This window comes from Pseudomonas capeferrum, assembly GCF_013523055.1.
Classification (GTDB): Bacteria; Pseudomonadota; Gammaproteobacteria; order Pseudomonadales; family Pseudomonadaceae; genus Aquipseudomonas; species Aquipseudomonas capeferrum_A.
The window spans coordinates 52137-68044 of sequence record NZ_JAAMQM010000005.1 but is presented as its reverse complement, the minus strand read 5'-3'; the positions used below and the strand labels follow the sequence as shown (position 1 = coordinate 68044).

Here is a 15908-nt window from a genome sequence, read left to right as displayed (position 1 = left end):
TGCCGGCGGGCCTGAATAGTTACTTGCCCGACTTGATCTTGGTCCAGCTACGGGTCATCAGGCGCTGAATCTTGGGCGGCAACTCCGAGTTGACGAACGTTTTATCCAGCACGGCTTGCGGTGGGTATACCGCGGGGTCGGTCCTTACGGCCTGGTCCATCAGGTCGCCAGCCTTGGGGTTGGGGTTGGCGTAACCGACGTAATCACTGACCTGAGCGATCACCTCGGGTTTCAGCAGATAATTGATGAAGGCATGGGCCTGCTTGGCGTTGCTGGCATCCTTGGGGATCGCCAAGAGGTCGAACCAGAGGTTGCCGCCTTCCTTGGGGATGGCATAGGCCAGGTTCACACCCTTGCCGGCTTCTTCCGCACGCGCCTTGGCCTGGAATACGTCGCCGGAGAAACCGGCGGCCACGCAGATGTCGCCATTGGCCAGGTCGGAGATGTACTTGGACGAGTGGAAGTAGGTCACGTAGGGACGTACGGCGAGAAGCTTCTTCTCCGCGGCCTGATAATCCTTGGGGTTGGTGCTGTTGGGATCGAGGCCCATGTAGTTGAGCACCGCCGGCAGCATTTCGTCTCCCGAGTCGAGGAAGGCCACGCCGCATTGCGAAAGCTTCTTGATGTTTTCCGGCTCGAACAGCATGGCCCAGGAGTCGATGGTGTCGACGCCCAGCACAGCCTTGACCTTGTCGACGTTATAGCCGATGCCGTTGGTGCCCCACAGATAGGGCACGGCGTACAGGTTGCCCGGGTCGTTCTTCTCGAGGCGCTTCATCAGTGCCGGATCGAGGTTTGCATAATTGGGCAGCAGGCTGCGGTCGATCTTCTGGAACGCGCCCGCCTTGATCTGCTTGCCGAGGAAATGGTTGGAGGGCACGACCACGTCGTAGCCGGTGCGACCGGCCAGCAGCTTGCCTTCCAGGGTTTCGTTGGAATCGAAGACGTCATACAACGGCTTGATGCCGGTGTCTTTCTCGAAATCCGCGAGGGTGGAAGAACCGATGTAGTCCGACCAGTTGTAGATGTGCACCGTGGGCGCCGCTTGGACGCTGATGGCCAACGTCAAACCCGCTCCAGCCAGCATGGCCTTGCGAAATACGGAAATAGACAAGTGGTGGTCCTCACAATTGTGCCCGTGATGGCGACAGGTGGCTGCCGCACACGCAAAACCGGCGCGCAACTTACCTTCGCTGCCTCGATGTCGCAAACGAATTTGCCAAACAGACCCTCTGGGCCGGCAGTCTCAGGCCCAGAGGGTTCACGCCGGCGTTACTTGCCCGACTTGATCTTGGTCCAGCTGCGGGTGATCAGACGCAGGGTGCCTGCATCCAGGTCGCTGATCGCATACAGCTGTTTCTTCACTTCGTCCGATGGGTAGATGCTCGGATCGCTGGTGATTTCCTTGTCCACCAGTGGAGTGGCTGTCTTGTTGCCATTGGGGAAGCGCACGGCGTTGGTGATCTCGGCCATGATCTCCGGCTGCATCAGGAAATCCATGAACTTGTAGGCGGCTTCGACGTTTTCGGCGTCCCTTGGAATGGCAACCATGTCATAGAAGGTACCGGCGCCTTCCTTCGGAATGCTGTAGGCGAGCTTGACCTTGTCGCCGGCCTCGTGGGCACGTGCCTTGGACTGTTCCAGGTCGCCCGAGTAGCCGACGGCGACGCAGATATTGCCGTTGGCCAGATCGGAGATGTATTTGGACGAGTGGAAGTAGGCAACGGATGGACGGACCTTCATGAACAGCTCTTCGGCCGCCTTCAGGTCAGCCTTGTCCTTGCTGTTGGTCGGCTTGCCCAGGTAGTGCAGCGCCGCCGGAATCATTTCGGTCGGTGCGTCGAGGAAGCTTACGCCGCAGCTCTTGAGCTTCTCGATATTCTCCGGCTTGAAGACCACGTCCCAGGAATCGATCTTGTCGATGCCCAGCGCGGCCTTGACCTTTTCCGGGTTGTAACCGATGCCGATGGAACCCCACATGTACGGGAAGGCGTGCTTGTTACCCGGGTCGCTGGCGTCGCCAACGGCCTTGAGCAGGTCGGTGTCGAGGTTCTTCCATTTCGGCAGCTTGGACTGATCCAGCTCCTGGTAGACGCCCGCCTTGATCTGCTTGGCCAGGAAGTTGTTCGAGGGCACGACGATGTCGTAGCCCGACTTGCCCGCGAGCAGCTTGGCTTCGAGTGTCTCGTTGCTGTCGAAGACGTCATAGACGACCTTGATGCCCGATTGCTTCTCGAACTTGGCGATGGTGTCAGGGGCGATATAGTCCGACCAGTTGTAGACGTGCAGGACCTCGTCCTTCGCCTGAACAGCAGTGGCCATCATGCCCATCAGGGCAGTGGCCAGCAACGTCTTGCCAAATTTCTTCATGCGTAAAGCTCCTGGAGTTTTCTTAAGCCTTCTGTTGAGCAGTCGGGCCCCACGGTACACGCGCCGGGCGACTGGAACAGTCGCTAGTCTGGCAAGTTACAAGGCGCTCTTTCAAGGAAAGCGCGCCGTGATAGCCGCTTAATGTCACCACGCTATCCTAGCAGGCGGTCAATTGATCGCTTCCAGGGTCAGGTCCAGGCATTTACGGGCCTTTTCCACCAACTCGTCGATCTCTTCACGCGTGATCACCAGCGGTGGCGCGATGATCATCGTGTCGCCCACGGCGCGCATCACCAGGCCGTTCTCGAAGCAGAACTGCCGGCAGATCATGCCTACGCCCTTGCCTTCATGACGGCTGCGACTCTGCTTGTCCTTGACCAGCTCGATGGCGCCAAGCAGGCCCAGGCCCCGAACCTCTCCCACCAAAGGATGCTGTTCGAGCTCGCGAAGTCGTTTCTGCAAATAGGGTGCCGTTTCCATCTTCGCCCGCTCGACGATCTTCTCGTCGCGCAGGATGCGCAGGTTTTCCAGGCCGACCGCCGCAGCCACCGGATGGCCGGAATAGGTGAAGCCGTGGTTGAAGTCGCCACCTTCGCTGAGCACCTTGGCCACGCGATCACGCACGATCACGCCGCCCATGGGGATATACCCAGAGGTCAGGCCCTTGGCGATGGTCATCAGGTCCGGTTCGAGATCGTAATAGTCGGAGCCGAACCACTCGCCGGTACGACCGAAGCCGCAGATGACCTCGTCGGCGACGAACAGAATGTCGTAGCGAGCCAGAATCTCTTTGATCTTCGGCCAGTAGGTGTCAGGCGGGATGATCACCCCGCCGGCACCCTGGATCGGTTCGGCGATGAACGCCGCGATCTGGTCCTCGCCGACTTCGAGAATCTTCTTCTCCAACTGCTCGGCGGCCCAGACACCGAACTCATCGGGCGTCATGTCACCGCCTTCGCCGAACCAGTAAGGCTGAGGGATATGCACGATACCCGGGATCGGCAGACCGCCCTGCTCGTGCATGCCGCTCATGCCGCCCAGGCTGGCGCCGGCCACGGTAGAGCCGTGATAACCGTTGACTCGGCCGATGATTACCTGCTTTTCAGGCTTGCCCTTGAGCGTCCAGTAGTGACGGACCATGCGCAGCACGGTGTCGTTGCCTTCGGAACCCGAGCTGGTGAAGAACACATGGCTCATGCCCTTGGGCGCGATCTCGGTGATGGCCTTGGCCAGCTCCAGCGCTGGAGGATGAGCGGTCTGGAAGAACAGGTTGTAATAAGGCAGCTCGCGCATCTGCTTTTCTGCCGCCCGCACCAGTTCTTCACGGCCATAGCCGACTGCCACGCACCACAGGCCGGCCATGCCGTCGAGGATCTTGTGGCCTTCGCTGTCCCACAAATGCACGCCTTGGGCCTTGGTGATGATACGTGGACCCTTTTCCTTCAACTGCTTGTAGTCGCTGAAGGGCGCCAGGTGATGGTCTCCACTCAAGGTTTGCCATTCACGGGTTTGCGGGTTGTTGACGCTCATGTGCTTCTCCGTTGTCCGACAGCCGCGTTCGCGCGACTCCAGGGTTGATCAGACTGCAAACAGCAGGAACTCGCGCTCCCAGGAGCTGATTACACGTTTGAAGTTTTCGTGTTCGGCACGCTTGGTGGCCACGTAGCCGGCAATGAATTTCCGGCCAAGGTATTTCTCCAGGGCCTGGCAGTTCTCCATACGCTCCAAGGCGTCCTCGATGGTCAGGGGCAAGCGCAGGTTGCGGCGTTCGTAGCCACGTCCCTGTACCGGCGCGCTGGCTTCGATGCCTTCGACCATGCCGATGTAGCCGCACAGCAGGCTGGCCGCGATGGCCAGGTAAGGGTTGGCGTCCGCGCCCGGCAGGCGGTTCTCGACACGGCGGTTCTGCGGGCCGGCATCCGGCACACGCAGGCCGACGGTGCGGTTTTCTTCACCCCACTCGACATTCACCGGTGCCGAGGTATCCGGCAGGAAACGGCGGAACGAGTTGACGTTGGGCGCGAACAGCGGCAGTACCACGGGGATGTACTTCTGCAGGCCACCGATGTGATGCAGGAACAGTTCACTCATGCTGCCATCTTCGTTGGAGAAGATGTTCTTGCCGGTCTGAACGTCGATGATGCTCTGGTGCAGGTGCATGGCGCTGCCGGGCTCACCGGTCATGGGCTTGGCCATGAAGGTCGCGGCGACGTTGTGCTTGAGCGCCGCCTCGCGCATGGTGCGCTTGAAGATCAGGATCTGATCGGCCAGGTGCAGGGCATTGCCGTGACGGAAGTTGATCTCCATCTGCGCGGTGCCGTCTTCGTGGATCAGGGTATCGAGGTCCAGGTTCTGCAGTTCGCACCAGTCGTAGACATCTTCGAAGAGCGGGTCGAATTCGTTCGCCGCCTCGATGGAGAAGGACTGACGGCCCGTTTCAGGGCGCCCGGAGCGTCCGACGGGCGGCTGCAGCGGGAAATCGGGGTCTTCGCAACGCTTGGTCAGGTAGAACTCCATCTCCGGCGCCACGATCGGTTGCCAGCCTTTCTCGGCGTAGAGCTTGAGCACCTTCTTGAGCACGTTGCGCGGCGACAGCTCGACAGGGTTGCCCTTCTTGTCGTAGGTGTCGTGAATCACCTGGGCAGTGGGTTCGATCGCCCAGGGCACCAGAAACACTGCGTTTTCGTCGGGACGGCAGATCATGTCGATGTCGGCCGGATCGAGCAGTTCGTAATAGATGTCGTCGTCGACGTAGTCGCCGGTCACGGTCTGCAGCAATACGCTCTCGGGCAGGCGCATGCCCTTTTCGGCGATGAACTTGTTGGTCGGCGAAATCTTGCCGCGGGTGATGCCCGTCAAGTCGCTGATGAGGCATTCGACTTCGGTGATCTTGTGCTCTTTCAACCAATCGGTGAGCTGGTCGAGGTTGTTACTCATAAATACCTCAGGAGGTAATTTGACCCGGCTGGCGAAAGCCGGGCGCTGCGGACGCCTGGCGTCGGTCGGTTTTGGTCATGTATGACCGGGAGGGCCTGGACAGACCCTCGCAGTAATTCTGGATCGTGCTCATGACGAAAGCAAAGCGCCCCACGCGCAATGGCGATGGATCCACGTCAACGGGGCGATTCTTGGGTGAAACAGGAGGGCAGGATGAAGCGAAGGCGTGCAGTAAACCGCTACGGAATGAGAAGGCAAACTGCTGACCGTCAATTATTGTGGCCAGTGTGTCGGGGCTTGGAGCGAGCTGCCCGAATGCCATGCGGCGAGCAGGAAAATGGCCGGGCTGATCAAGGCGGACGGTGCTTTCAGGTAGCGGCAGGCGAAACATGCAACCCCCGGTATTATTACTGTTATGGGTTGTTGCCGAGCTTAGCCTTGTTCATTTTTTTACACAACACCTCTGTAAAAAATACCATACGGCCAAGCAGAGTCGCCTACAGTAAGAGAGCCGCTGGGCATGCTGACGCCCTAAATTGCGGCAAAAATGCCGCTTGCATGCCGTTTTAGGGCATCATGAGGCTCGCTTGACTTAGTGACTGCTTTCCGTTTGACTGAGCTTGCGATCCTCGTTTGATTGATATTTTTAACAACAAAGGTGTTGCATCATGTCGGTACCCCCGCGTGCCGTTCAGCTTAACGAAGCGAACGCGTTCCTTAAGGAACATCCTGAGGTTCTCTACGTTGACCTTCTGATTGCAGATATGAATGGTGTGGTGCGCGGCAAGCGCATCGAGCGCACCAGCCTCCACAAGGTTTACGAGAAAGGCATCAACCTGCCTGCCTCCCTCTTTGCCCTGGACATCAACGGCTCGACCGTAGAGAGCACGGGTCTGGGCCTGGACATCGGCGATGCTGACCGCATCTGCTATCCGATCCCGGACACCCTGTGCAACGAGCCTTGGCAGAAGCGCCCGACCGCGCAGCTGCTGATGACCATGCACGAAATCGAAGGCACCCCGTTCTTCGCCGACCCGCGTGAAGTCCTGCGTCAGGTAGTGAGCAAGTTCGATGACCTGGGCCTGACCATCTGCGCAGCCTTCGAGCTCGAGTTCTACCTGATCGACCAGGAGAACGTGAATGGCCGTCCGCAGCCGCCACGCTCGCCGATCTCGGGAAAGCGTCCGCAATCGACCCAGGTCTACCTGATCGATGACCTGGACGAATACGCCGACTGCCTCCAGGACATTCTCGAAGGTGCCAAGGAACAGGGCATTCCGGCCGATGCCATCGTCAAGGAAAGTGCTCCGGCCCAGTTCGAAGTCAACCTGCACCACGTCCCTGATCCGCTCAAGGCCTGCGACTATGCAGTGCTGCTCAAGCGCCTGATCAAGAACATCGCCTACGACCATGAGATGGACACCACCTTCATGGCCAAGCCCTATCCGGGCCAGGCGGGCAATGGCCTGCATGTACATATTTCCGTGCTGGACAAGGATGGTCACAACATCTTCACCAGCGAGGATCCCGAGCAGAACGCCGCGTTACGCAACGCGATCGGCGGTGTGCTCGAGACCCTGCCCGCCTCCATGGCCTTCCTTTGCCCGAACGTGAACTCCTACCGTCGCTTCGGCGCGCAGTTCTACGTGCCGAACGCACCAAGCTGGGGCCTGGACAACCGTACCGTGGCCCTGCGCGTTCCGACCGGCACGCCGGACGCCGTACGCCTCGAGCATCGCGTGGCGGGAGCGGACGCCAACCCGTACCTGATGATGGCGGCGGTCCTGGCGGGCGTTCACCATGGTCTGACCAACAAGATCGACCCGGGTACGCCGATCGAGGGCAACTCCTACGAACAGCTGGAGCAGAGCCTGCCGAACAACCTGCGCGATGCGCTGCGCACGCTGGACGACAGCGAGATCCTCAACAAGTACATCGATCCGAAGTACATCGACATCTTCGTCGCGTGCAAGGAGAGTGAGCTGGAGGAGTTCGAGCACTCGATCTCGGACCTTGAGTACAACTGGTATCTGCATACCGTGTAACTGGTATCTGCATATCGTGTAAATGAAAACGCCGTCATGATCGACGGCGTTTTTGTTTGGGTTGCGAGATGTTGTCTCTGGTGCGCCATGGTTACCGGGCGTAGGTCTTGAGTGCATAGTGCTCTTTAGATCGAGCGCCGCTTGCGCTGCGCTTCGCGGGCAAGCCCGCTCCCACAAAAGCACGCCCGATCAGTGGGAGCGGGTTACCACACAAGCAGCGCCCGACCGGTGGGAGCGGGTTACCACACAAGCACGCCCGACCGGCGGGAGCGGGTTCCCACACAAGCAGCGCCCGACCGGTGGGAGCGGGTTCCCACACAAGCAGCGCTCGACCGGCGGGAGCGGGTTTCCACACAAGTAGCGCCCGACCAGTGGGAGCGGGTTCCCACACAAGCAGCGCCCGACCGGCGGAAGCGGGTTTCCACACAAGCAGCGCCCGACCAGTGGGAGCGGGCTTGCCCGCGAAGCGCAGCGCAAGCGGCGCTCGATCTAAAGAACGCTACACCATCCAAGACATGCACCCGACGATAATCACACTCCCGTCGTTTCTCCCAGAAGCTCAGATACCCTTCTCGAAGATCTTCGAATTACGCTGGTAGTTGTACAGCGAAGCCCGCGCCGCCGGTAGACGCTCCACTCCGCTAGGAACGAAACCACGCTCGCGGAACCAGTGCGCGGTACGCGTCGTGAGCACGAACAGGGTGTTCAACCCCAGCTGTCGCGCACGGCTTTCGATACGCTCCAAAAGGTCATCCCCTCGCCCACCGTGACGATACTCCGGATTGACCGCCAGGCACGCCAGCTCACCCGCCTCGGACTCGGCAATCGGGTAAAGCGCGGCACAGGCGATGATCATCCCATCGCGCTCGACCACGCTGAACTGCTCGATCTCGCGCTCCAGCACCTCGCGTGAGCGGCGCACCAGGATGCCTTGTTCCTCGAGCGGGCTGATCAGCTCGAGCAAACCGCCGACGTCCTCGATCGTGGCTTCCCGAACAATCTCGAACTGCTCCTGCGCCACCAGTGTGCCCCCGCCATCGCGGGTGAACAGCTCGGTGAGCAGCGCTCCATTTTCGGCGTAGCTGACGATATGACTGCGGGCGACACCGCCCTTGCAGGCCTGCGCGGCGGCATCCAGCAGTTCGCCCTGGTAGTCGCTGCCCAGACGCGCCAGGTGCGCTGGCACCTGCTGGGGGCGCAACTCACGTACCAGCTTGCCGTTTTCGTCCATCAGCCCGGATTCGGCGCCGAACAGCAGCAGCTTGTCGGCGCCCAGGTCGATCGCGGCGCGCGTGGCCACGTCTTCACAGGCCAGGTTGAAGATCTCGCCGGTCGGGGAATACCCCAAGGATGACAAGAGCACGATGGATCGCTCGTCGAGCAGACGATTGATACCCCGGCGATCGACTCGGCGTACCTCGCCGGTATGGTGATAGTCCACCCCTTCAAGCACACCCAGCGGCCGCGCGGTCACCAGGTTGCCGGAGGCGACGCGCAGGCGCGAACCCTGCATCGGCGAGGCGGCCATGTCCATCGACAGGCGTGCCTCGATGGCGATACGCAAATGGCCCACCGCGTCGATCACGCAATCCAGGGTCGCAGCGTCGGTAATGCGCATGCCGCGATGGTAATGCGGCGTCAGCCCGCGGGCAGCCAGGCGGCTTTCGATCTGCGGCCGCGAGCCGTGGACCAGCACCAGCCTCACGCCGAGACTGTGCAGCAGCACCAGGTCATGGACGATATTGCCGAAGTTGGGGTGCTCGACCCCATCGCCGGGCAACATGACCACGAAAGTGCAATCGCGGTGGGCGTTGATATAAGGGGAAGCATGACGCAGCCAATTGACGTATTCGGGCATGAACAGGGCCTGTAGGGAAAATGGACAAGAACGGAAAGGCTCACAGCGCTCGAAGGGTTATCGTCGGAGCAGGCTTGGCGTCACGGCAACCTCCTTGGGTGATAGACGGTTGGGTTCAGCGGCTGATTGGCGAACCGAGGCAGTAATGCTGGATCAATTCACGCAATAGACGCACGGTTGGCTCGATGCGTGACATTTCCAGATACTCGTCGGGCTGGTGGGCACAAGCGATGTCACCCGGACCCAGCACCAGAGTCTCGCAGCCGAGACGCTGAAAATAAGGGGCTTCGGTACCGAAGGCCACGGCTTCGGCGCGATGTCCGGTGAGACGTTCGGCCAGTTGCACAAGTTCGGCATCGCCATCCTGCTCGAAAGGCGGCACATCAGGGAACAGCGGCGCGTAGTCGATCCGAACCTCATGCCGCTCGGCCAGCGGCGTGAGTTTATGACGAATGGCGTCTCGTAATTGTTCGGGGTCCATGCCTGGCAGCGGGCGCAGGTCGAATTCCAGGGAGCACTGGCCGCAAATGCGGTTGGGGTTGTCGCCACCATGAATGCAACCGAAGTTGAGGGTGGGCGAAGGCACACCGAACTGCGGATTGCGATAGACCTGCTGCCATTCCCGGCGTAGCCCCATCAGCTCGGCCATCACCGCGTGCATGGCTTCCAGGGCGCTGCGTCCCAGGCTCGGGTCCGACGAATGGCCGCTACGGCCGAGAATCTCGATGCGATCCATCAGGATGCCCTTGTGCATGCGAATCGGCTTGAGCCCCGTCGGCTCGCCGATGACCGCCGCACGACCCAGGGGCCTACCGGCCTCGGCGAGCGCACGGGCACCCGACATCGAGCTTTCTTCGTCGCAGGTCGCCAGGATCAGCAGGGGCTGCTTGAAATCATGCTCGAGCAACGGCCTGACAGCCTCGATGACCAGCGCAAAGAAGCCCTTCATGTCACAACTGCCCAAGCCGATCCAGCGACCGTCCGCCTCGGTGAGCTTGAGGGGATCGCTTTTCCATAGCTGCGGGTCGTAGGGCACCGTATCGCTGTGACCGGCCAGCACCAGGCCACCAGGCCCGCTGCCGCGGCTGGCCAGGAGGTTGAACTTGCCCGGCGTCACCTGCTGGACTTCACAGGCGAATCCGAGATCGCCCAGCCAGCCGGCCAACAAATCGATCACCGTGCGGTTGGACTGGTCCAGCGAAGGCTGGGTACAACTGACCGAAGGCGCGGCGATCAGGGCGGCGAACTGGTCTTTAAGCGACGGCAGCGGCATGCGCGTTCTCCTCGAGGTCGTTGCCCATCATAGGACCTTACGGCACCGGGAATAAACCGTTGGCGGCCGACTCCTGTACACTGGGCTGCCTAGACGCACCGTCCTTCGAGCCTGGATCACCCAGCGATGCACAAAGAAACCGAACTCAAACTCCGCGCCAGCCGCGAGACCCTAGCCGCCCTGCGCGAGCACCCTCTGCTGAAGAAGCGCAACAAGTCCGGCTGGCAGACCCGCGAGCTGCTCAATCAGTACTTCGACACCCCTGAACGCGACCTGTCGGCCGCCAAGGTCGCGCTACGCCTGCGTCGGGACGGTGAAGTCATCATCCAGACCCTCAAGTGCCGCGGCCAAAGCGTAGCCGGGCTGTCCGAGCGCAACGAGTACGAATGGCAGCTGGAGAAGGCGAAGCTCGATCTGAAGAAGCTCGATGCCACCTGCTGGCCAGAGCAATTGGCCGAGCTCGACAAGAAGACCATCAAGCCGCTGTTCACCACCGATTTCACGCGTGAGTACGCCGAGATTTCCTGGGGCCGCGGCAAAGCCAAGGTGGTGATCGAAGCGGCGCTGGATCAAGGCACCGTGAGCGCCGGCAAGCGCAAGGAAGCGATCTGCGAGCTGGAGCTGGAGCTGCGCGAGGGCGATCCGCAAGCCTTGCTGGAGCTGGCCGCCGAACTGGCCGCGAGCCTGCCCTTGATGCCTTGTGACATCAGCAAGGCAGAGCGCGGTTATCGCCTGCTCGACGCCGACAGTTACTCATTGGGCCTGCCAAGCGTCGGCCTGGATCCGGAAATGTCGGTGGACGATGCGTTTTCGGCCCTGGCCTGGCAACTGCTGGGCAGCAGCCAGCGGCTGGCCGAACAGTACCGCTTCAATGGCCACTGGCGCCTGCTGCAGGACTGGGTCGAATGCCTTTCGGAGCTGCGCGCCCTCGCCAACAGCCTGGGCCAGGCGGGGCCTCGCGCCACCACCCGCGCCCTGCGCACCAGCCTCGACGCCTTGCTGGAAGATTGGCGTCCTCTGGTGCTGGCCGGTAACGATGACGAAGACATTCGCCGCGCGGCACCGGAGCAGTTCGCCGAAGAGCTCGAAGACGTCCGCTGGGGCCAGTTCTCCCTGGAGACTTCGCGCTGGCTGCTGGCCCGTGCCTGGACCCTCGACCGCAACAAGCGCGGCGAACGTCAGGGTCAGGCACAACTCGCCAACTGGCTTGCCCACGAACTGAGCGACGAAGCCCGCGACCTGAAGCTGCCGCTGTACCAGCAGCAACCCGAAGACCTGGCGGAGCAGCTGCCTCGCATCGAGCGCATCCAGGCATGGCTGCACCATGCGCGTCAGGTACTGGAGGTCCCGCAACTGGACCGCCTGTTCGGCGAGCTGAACAAGCTGCACCAACTGGCCAACCAGCCAATCAGTGACGAATCGCTGGAGGCGCGCGTTCAGCAGGTACTGGTCATGGCCCAGAGCCCGGCCTGGAAACAGCTGCTCAAACCCGCCTCAACGCGTTAAGGGAAGACTGGTCGTGGACTTGATCTCGGACAACGCCACGATCGAATTGACCTCCTGGATCCCCGGCACATTGGATAGCTTTTCGAAGAAGAAACGTTCGTAGGCTTCGATGTCCGGGGTGACGATCCGTAGCAGAAAGTCCACCGATCCCATCAGCACATGGCACTCCAGCACTTCCGGAAAACCGCGGATCGCTTCCGTGAACTCGGTGAAGTTGGAGCGACCGTGGGCGTTGAGTTTCACTTCGGCAAATATCTGCGTATCGAGCCCGATCTTCTTGCGGTCCAGCAACGTGACCTGGGCGCGAATTATCCCTTCATCCTTCAATCTCTGGATGCGCCGCCAGCAAGGCGACTGCGACAGGCCGACCCGCTCGGCGACCTGGGCACTGGAAAGCGAAGCGTCCTCTTGCAGCAACTCCAGGATGCGTCGGTCGTAGACGTCCAGCTCGCTTTGCATGAATGATTCTCCAAAGCCATCATTATCGAGTTGATCTATTCAGAATCTAATGAAAACAGGCAGATCATAGCGAAAAAAAACCTCGTTGGAGCTGACAGAATGCCTCCATCTTTATGGAGGTCCGCATGAACGTACTCGAACGCCCTGACACCCCGCTTCGTACCGACACCTGGGCCGCCGGCAATGCGCACAGCAATGCCCGCTACCAGCTGCGGGTCGAAGTCGAGCCCGACAGTCTGTGCCGCGTGCTCAATCTGTTCGCGTTGCAGTTCCTCACCCCGCACAGCGTGCAGGTAAGCCAGCAGGACGATTGGCTGGAAGTCCAGATCGGCGTTGCGGGCCTCAGCTGGCATCGTGCCGAAGTGATCGCCCAGAAACTGCGCAACCTGATCTGCGTGGACGAAGTCACCCTTGAAAGCCAGCCTGCGCTCAACGAAGTACGGCCGCGACTGAGCGGCATCGCGGCGCCATGAGCCCTGGCAAGATCCGGTAACCGTTGTCCGCGACGCTATCGCCCAGCCATGTCTAGCCTTGCATGTCCATCGGACTGGCAAGGATGCTGCCATGCATACTCACGACGACCGCAGGCTCGATCTCAAATCCCTGCTCGACCAGCTGCAGGCGGACCAACGCCTTTGCGCCACGGACGCCTCGCGCGTGCTGGAACATTCCGCCCGCGCAGCGGACGGCCATCCGCTGGAACTGATCGCAGGCCTGGGGCTGGCGGACCGTCAGGACCCTGGGCGACAGCTCGATCTGGACTGCTTGTGTCAATGGCTGGCGAACAAGGTAGGCCAACCCTATCTGCGCATTGATCCGATGCAAGTGGACCTTGCCGAAGTCACTGGCCTGATGTCTGCCGCCTTTGCCCAGCGCCATGGCATCCTCGCGGTGGCAGCGGATGCCACGGGCGTCACCATCGCCAGCGCCCAGCCTTACCAGCGGGACTGGGAAGCTGACCTGGCGCACAGCCTGCGCAAACCGATCCGCCGCGTCTTGGCCAGCCCATTGCGGATTCGTCAACTGGGCCAGAGCCTGTTCCGGCTGGCGCACTCGGTCCAACGCGCCAGTCACCAGCAAGGGACTCATCTGGGCGAGCTGGAACAGCTGCTGGAGCTGGGAAAGCGGCAGATGGAAACCCGCGCGGAGGATGCTCATATCGTGCATATCGTCGATTGGGTAGTGCAATACGCCATCGAACAGCGCGCCAGCGATATCCATCTCGAGCCACGGCGCGATCAGGGCCACCTGCGTTACCGCATCGATGGGCTGCTGCACGCCGTTTACGCTTTCCCAGTCAGCGTTACCCTCGCACTGGTCAGCCGTCTCAAGCATCTGGCTCGCATGAACGTGGCCGAAAAGCGCCGTCCGCAGGATGGTCGCCTGAACAGTCGACTGCCCAATGGCCGGGAGGTCGAACTGCGATTGTCGAGCCTGCCGACACCGTTCGGCGAGAAGCTGGTACTGCGCCTGTTCGACCCTAACCAGTTACACCAGGGTTTCGATCGGTTGGGACTCGACGGCCCATTGCTGGAGAGCTGGACGAGCCTGTTGAGCCAGCGCCAGGGCATCATCCTGGTCACCGGACCGACCGGTTCGGGCAAGACCAGTACCCTCTATGCCAGCCTCAAGCGACTGGCCACGCCGCAAGTGAATCTCTGTACCATCGAGGACCCCATCGAGCGACTTGATCCGTCCTTCAATCAGCTACAGGTCCAGCCCGGCATAGACCTGGACTTCGCCAGCGGCGTTCGTGCCTTGCTACGTCAGGACCCGGACATCATCATGATCGGTGAGATCCGCGATCACGAAACAGCGCAGGTAGCGGTCCAGGCCGCGCTGACCGGCCATCTGGTGCTGTCCACGCTGCACACCAACGACGCCTGCGGCGCCATTACCCGTCTGCAAGAGTTAGGTATCGCCGATTACCTGCTCAAGGCCACCCTGCTGGGCGTCATGGCTCAGCGCCTGATACGAACGCGCTGCCAGGCGTGCCTGGGCCAGGGGGCTTGCCAGGACTGTAGAAGCACTGGTTTCCATGGCCGTACAGGTCTGTTCGAACTGCTTGTGCTGAGCGACGGTCTGCGTGCCAAGATATCCTCCGGCACAGACCTGAACGTGTTGCGTCAACAGGCCATGGCCGAGGGAATGCGCGGCCTGCGCCAATATGGCGAGGACAAGGTCGCCAGTGGCCAGACCACACTCGAGGAAGTGCTGCGGGTCTGTAGCTGACACCACGAATATGCCGGGGAGACGCGGGAACTTGCTTCCCGAGCCCGGAATCAAATCGTTCACGAACAATTGTCGCCAGTCGAGGTGATCATCATGCGTCTCAAAACCGCCATCGCGGCTACCGCCTTGCTCTCCCTGCCTCTCGGCACCGCCATGGCCGATAGCTTCTGGCGCGACATCATCTCGTCCGGCGCGACCACGGCATCGACCTACCTGACGTTCAAGGATCACAAGATGATCATTGCCGCCCAGGATGACGCGGGCAGCTATGTCGCCAGTCAGGGACAGATCCGTGGGCCTTATCTGGAAGCGGCGATGCACAAGGTACGCGCTGACAACCCAGGCTTGCAGGCCAGCGATATGGATCTGGCCAATGCTATCCTGGCGAAGAATGCCGTAGCCGAGTGAGTCGGGGATTGAAGGCAATGCTGGCCACTTAAGGAAAAGCCAGCAAATTTCGTTGGCTGGAGTTCTTGTTTGGCTTCTGAGTTTTTTATTGATGCTGCTGGCCTATCGCGGGACAAGCCCGCTCGCCACCGGAAACACCGTGCACCGGTGGCGAGCGGGCTTGTCCCACGATAGGCCAGCAGCAGCACTAAAGAACTCGAAGCCGGAGGCCAAGCGTCCGCATTTGAACCGACTACTTCCCTTAACTGAATGGCATTAGAGTTAGGGGTTGATTGCGCAAGGACCGCTGAGCGAAATGCATAAGGGCAGCCGGGTGCATGACTGGAGGTAAGGTCGAGCACCGCCCATGCGGCGCTTGATCTCAAGACCGCTGGAAAAGCCACGGCAGCCGCATGGCTGCCGTTATGCAAATCAAAAACCTGACAAAATCTTATTCGCCGATGGCAGCCTTGTAGCCGGCAGCATCTTTCAAAGCCTCCAACTCCGCAGGATTGCTCGGCTTGAGCTTGAAGATCCAGGCATCGTAAGGCTGTTCATTCAGCTGTTCCGGAGCATCCCCCAGCGCCTCGTTGACGGCGATGACCTCGCCACTCACAGGCGCATAGATGTCCGAAGCGGCCTTGACCGACTCGACCACACCGGCCGCGTCGCCTGCAGCGAACACCTTGCCCACTTCCGCCAGCTCGACGAACACGACGTCACCCAGGGCTTCCTGGGCATGGTCGCTGATGCCTACGGTCACGCTGCCATCGGCTTCAAGGCGCGCCCACTCATGGCTTTCGGCGTAACGCAGTTCGGCGGGGATATTGCTCATATTGGT

At 60.9% G+C, this 15908-nt stretch carries 13 protein-coding genes; 5 read left to right on the top strand and 8 right to left on the bottom strand.

What is annotated here, in order from left to right; translation table 11 throughout:
• Positions 1-19 precede the first annotated feature (19 nt).
• The 4 genes from G7009_RS07270 to G7009_RS07255 form a co-directional block, all read right to left on the bottom strand.
• Positions 20-1114, bottom strand: a complete 1095-nt coding sequence (locus tag G7009_RS07270; RefSeq protein WP_181129238.1) for a polyamine ABC transporter substrate-binding protein — start codon at positions 1112-1114, stop codon at positions 20-22.
• 158 nt (positions 1115-1272) lie between these two features.
• Positions 1273-2370: a polyamine ABC transporter substrate-binding protein gene (locus G7009_RS07265; RefSeq protein WP_181129237.1), complete on the bottom strand. Its 1098-nt coding sequence runs from the start codon at positions 2368-2370 to the stop codon at positions 1273-1275.
• Between the two features lie 168 nt (positions 2371-2538).
• Entirely contained in the window at positions 2539-3900 is a 1362-nt protein-coding gene (locus G7009_RS07260; protein WP_181129236.1) for an aspartate aminotransferase family protein, read from the bottom strand.
• Positions 3901-3948: 48 nt separating this feature from the next.
• A complete protein-coding gene (locus G7009_RS07255) occupies positions 3949-5307 on the bottom strand; it encodes a glutamine synthetase family protein (protein ID WP_181129235.1) in 1359 nt (452 codons plus the stop codon).
• A 668-nt stretch (positions 5308-5975) separates the two neighbouring features.
• Between G7009_RS07255 and G7009_RS07250 the strand changes: the two genes are divergently transcribed.
• A complete protein-coding gene (locus tag G7009_RS07250; protein WP_181129234.1) occupies positions 5976-7352 on the top strand; it encodes a glutamine synthetase family protein in 1377 nt (458 codons plus the stop codon).
• Between the two features lie 559 nt (positions 7353-7911).
• Here G7009_RS07250 and argA read toward each other — a convergent pair.
• Together argA and argE are read right to left on the bottom strand one after the other, a co-directional pair.
• On the bottom strand, positions 7912-9210 hold the full coding sequence (gene argA, locus G7009_RS07245; protein WP_181129233.1) for an amino-acid N-acetyltransferase: 1299 nt from the start codon (positions 9208-9210) through the stop codon (positions 7912-7914).
• A gap of 115 nt (positions 9211-9325) precedes the next feature.
• Positions 9326-10483, bottom strand: a complete 1158-nt coding sequence (argE, locus tag G7009_RS07240; RefSeq protein ID WP_181129232.1) for an acetylornithine deacetylase — start codon at positions 10481-10483, stop codon at positions 9326-9328.
• A 126-nt stretch (positions 10484-10609) separates the two neighbouring features.
• On the opposite strand from argE, the gene G7009_RS07235 reads away from it, so the two are divergent.
• Positions 10610-11989, top strand: coding sequence for a CYTH domain-containing protein (locus G7009_RS07235; protein WP_181129231.1), 1380 nt, complete (start codon positions 10610-10612; stop codon positions 11987-11989).
• Here the strand turns inward: G7009_RS07235 and G7009_RS07230 are convergent.
• Positions 11978-12448 carry an Lrp/AsnC family transcriptional regulator gene (locus G7009_RS07230; protein WP_181129230.1) on the bottom strand — a complete coding sequence of 157 codons (471 nt, stop codon included), beginning with the start codon at positions 12446-12448 and terminating at the stop codon, positions 11978-11980. The two genes, G7009_RS07235 and G7009_RS07230, sit on opposite strands and share 12 nt — an antisense overlap.
• Before the next feature lie 125 nt (positions 12449-12573).
• Between G7009_RS07230 and G7009_RS07225 the strand changes: the two genes are divergently transcribed.
• The 3 genes from G7009_RS07225 to G7009_RS07215 all read left to right on the top strand — a co-directional run bounded on the left by G7009_RS07225 (position 12574) and on the right by G7009_RS07215 (position 15088).
• Positions 12574-12921, top strand: a complete 348-nt coding sequence (locus G7009_RS07225) for a hypothetical protein (RefSeq protein WP_181129229.1) — start codon at positions 12574-12576, stop codon at positions 12919-12921.
• A 91-nt stretch (positions 12922-13012) separates the two neighbouring features.
• A complete protein-coding gene (locus G7009_RS07220) occupies positions 13013-14680 on the top strand; it encodes a GspE/PulE family protein (protein WP_181129228.1) in 1668 nt (555 codons plus the stop codon).
• 93 nt (positions 14681-14773) lie between these two features.
• Positions 14774-15088 carry a DUF2388 domain-containing protein gene (locus G7009_RS07215; protein ID WP_181129227.1) on the top strand — a complete coding sequence of 105 codons (315 nt, stop codon included), beginning with the start codon at positions 14774-14776 and terminating at the stop codon, positions 15086-15088.
• A 430-nt stretch (positions 15089-15518) separates the two neighbouring features.
• Here the strand turns inward: G7009_RS07215 and gcvH are convergent, their stop codons facing one another.
• On the bottom strand, positions 15519-15902 hold the full coding sequence (gene gcvH, locus G7009_RS07210) for a glycine cleavage system protein GcvH (RefSeq protein WP_181129226.1): 384 nt from the start codon (positions 15900-15902) through the stop codon (positions 15519-15521).
• Positions 15903-15908 lie beyond the last annotated feature (6 nt).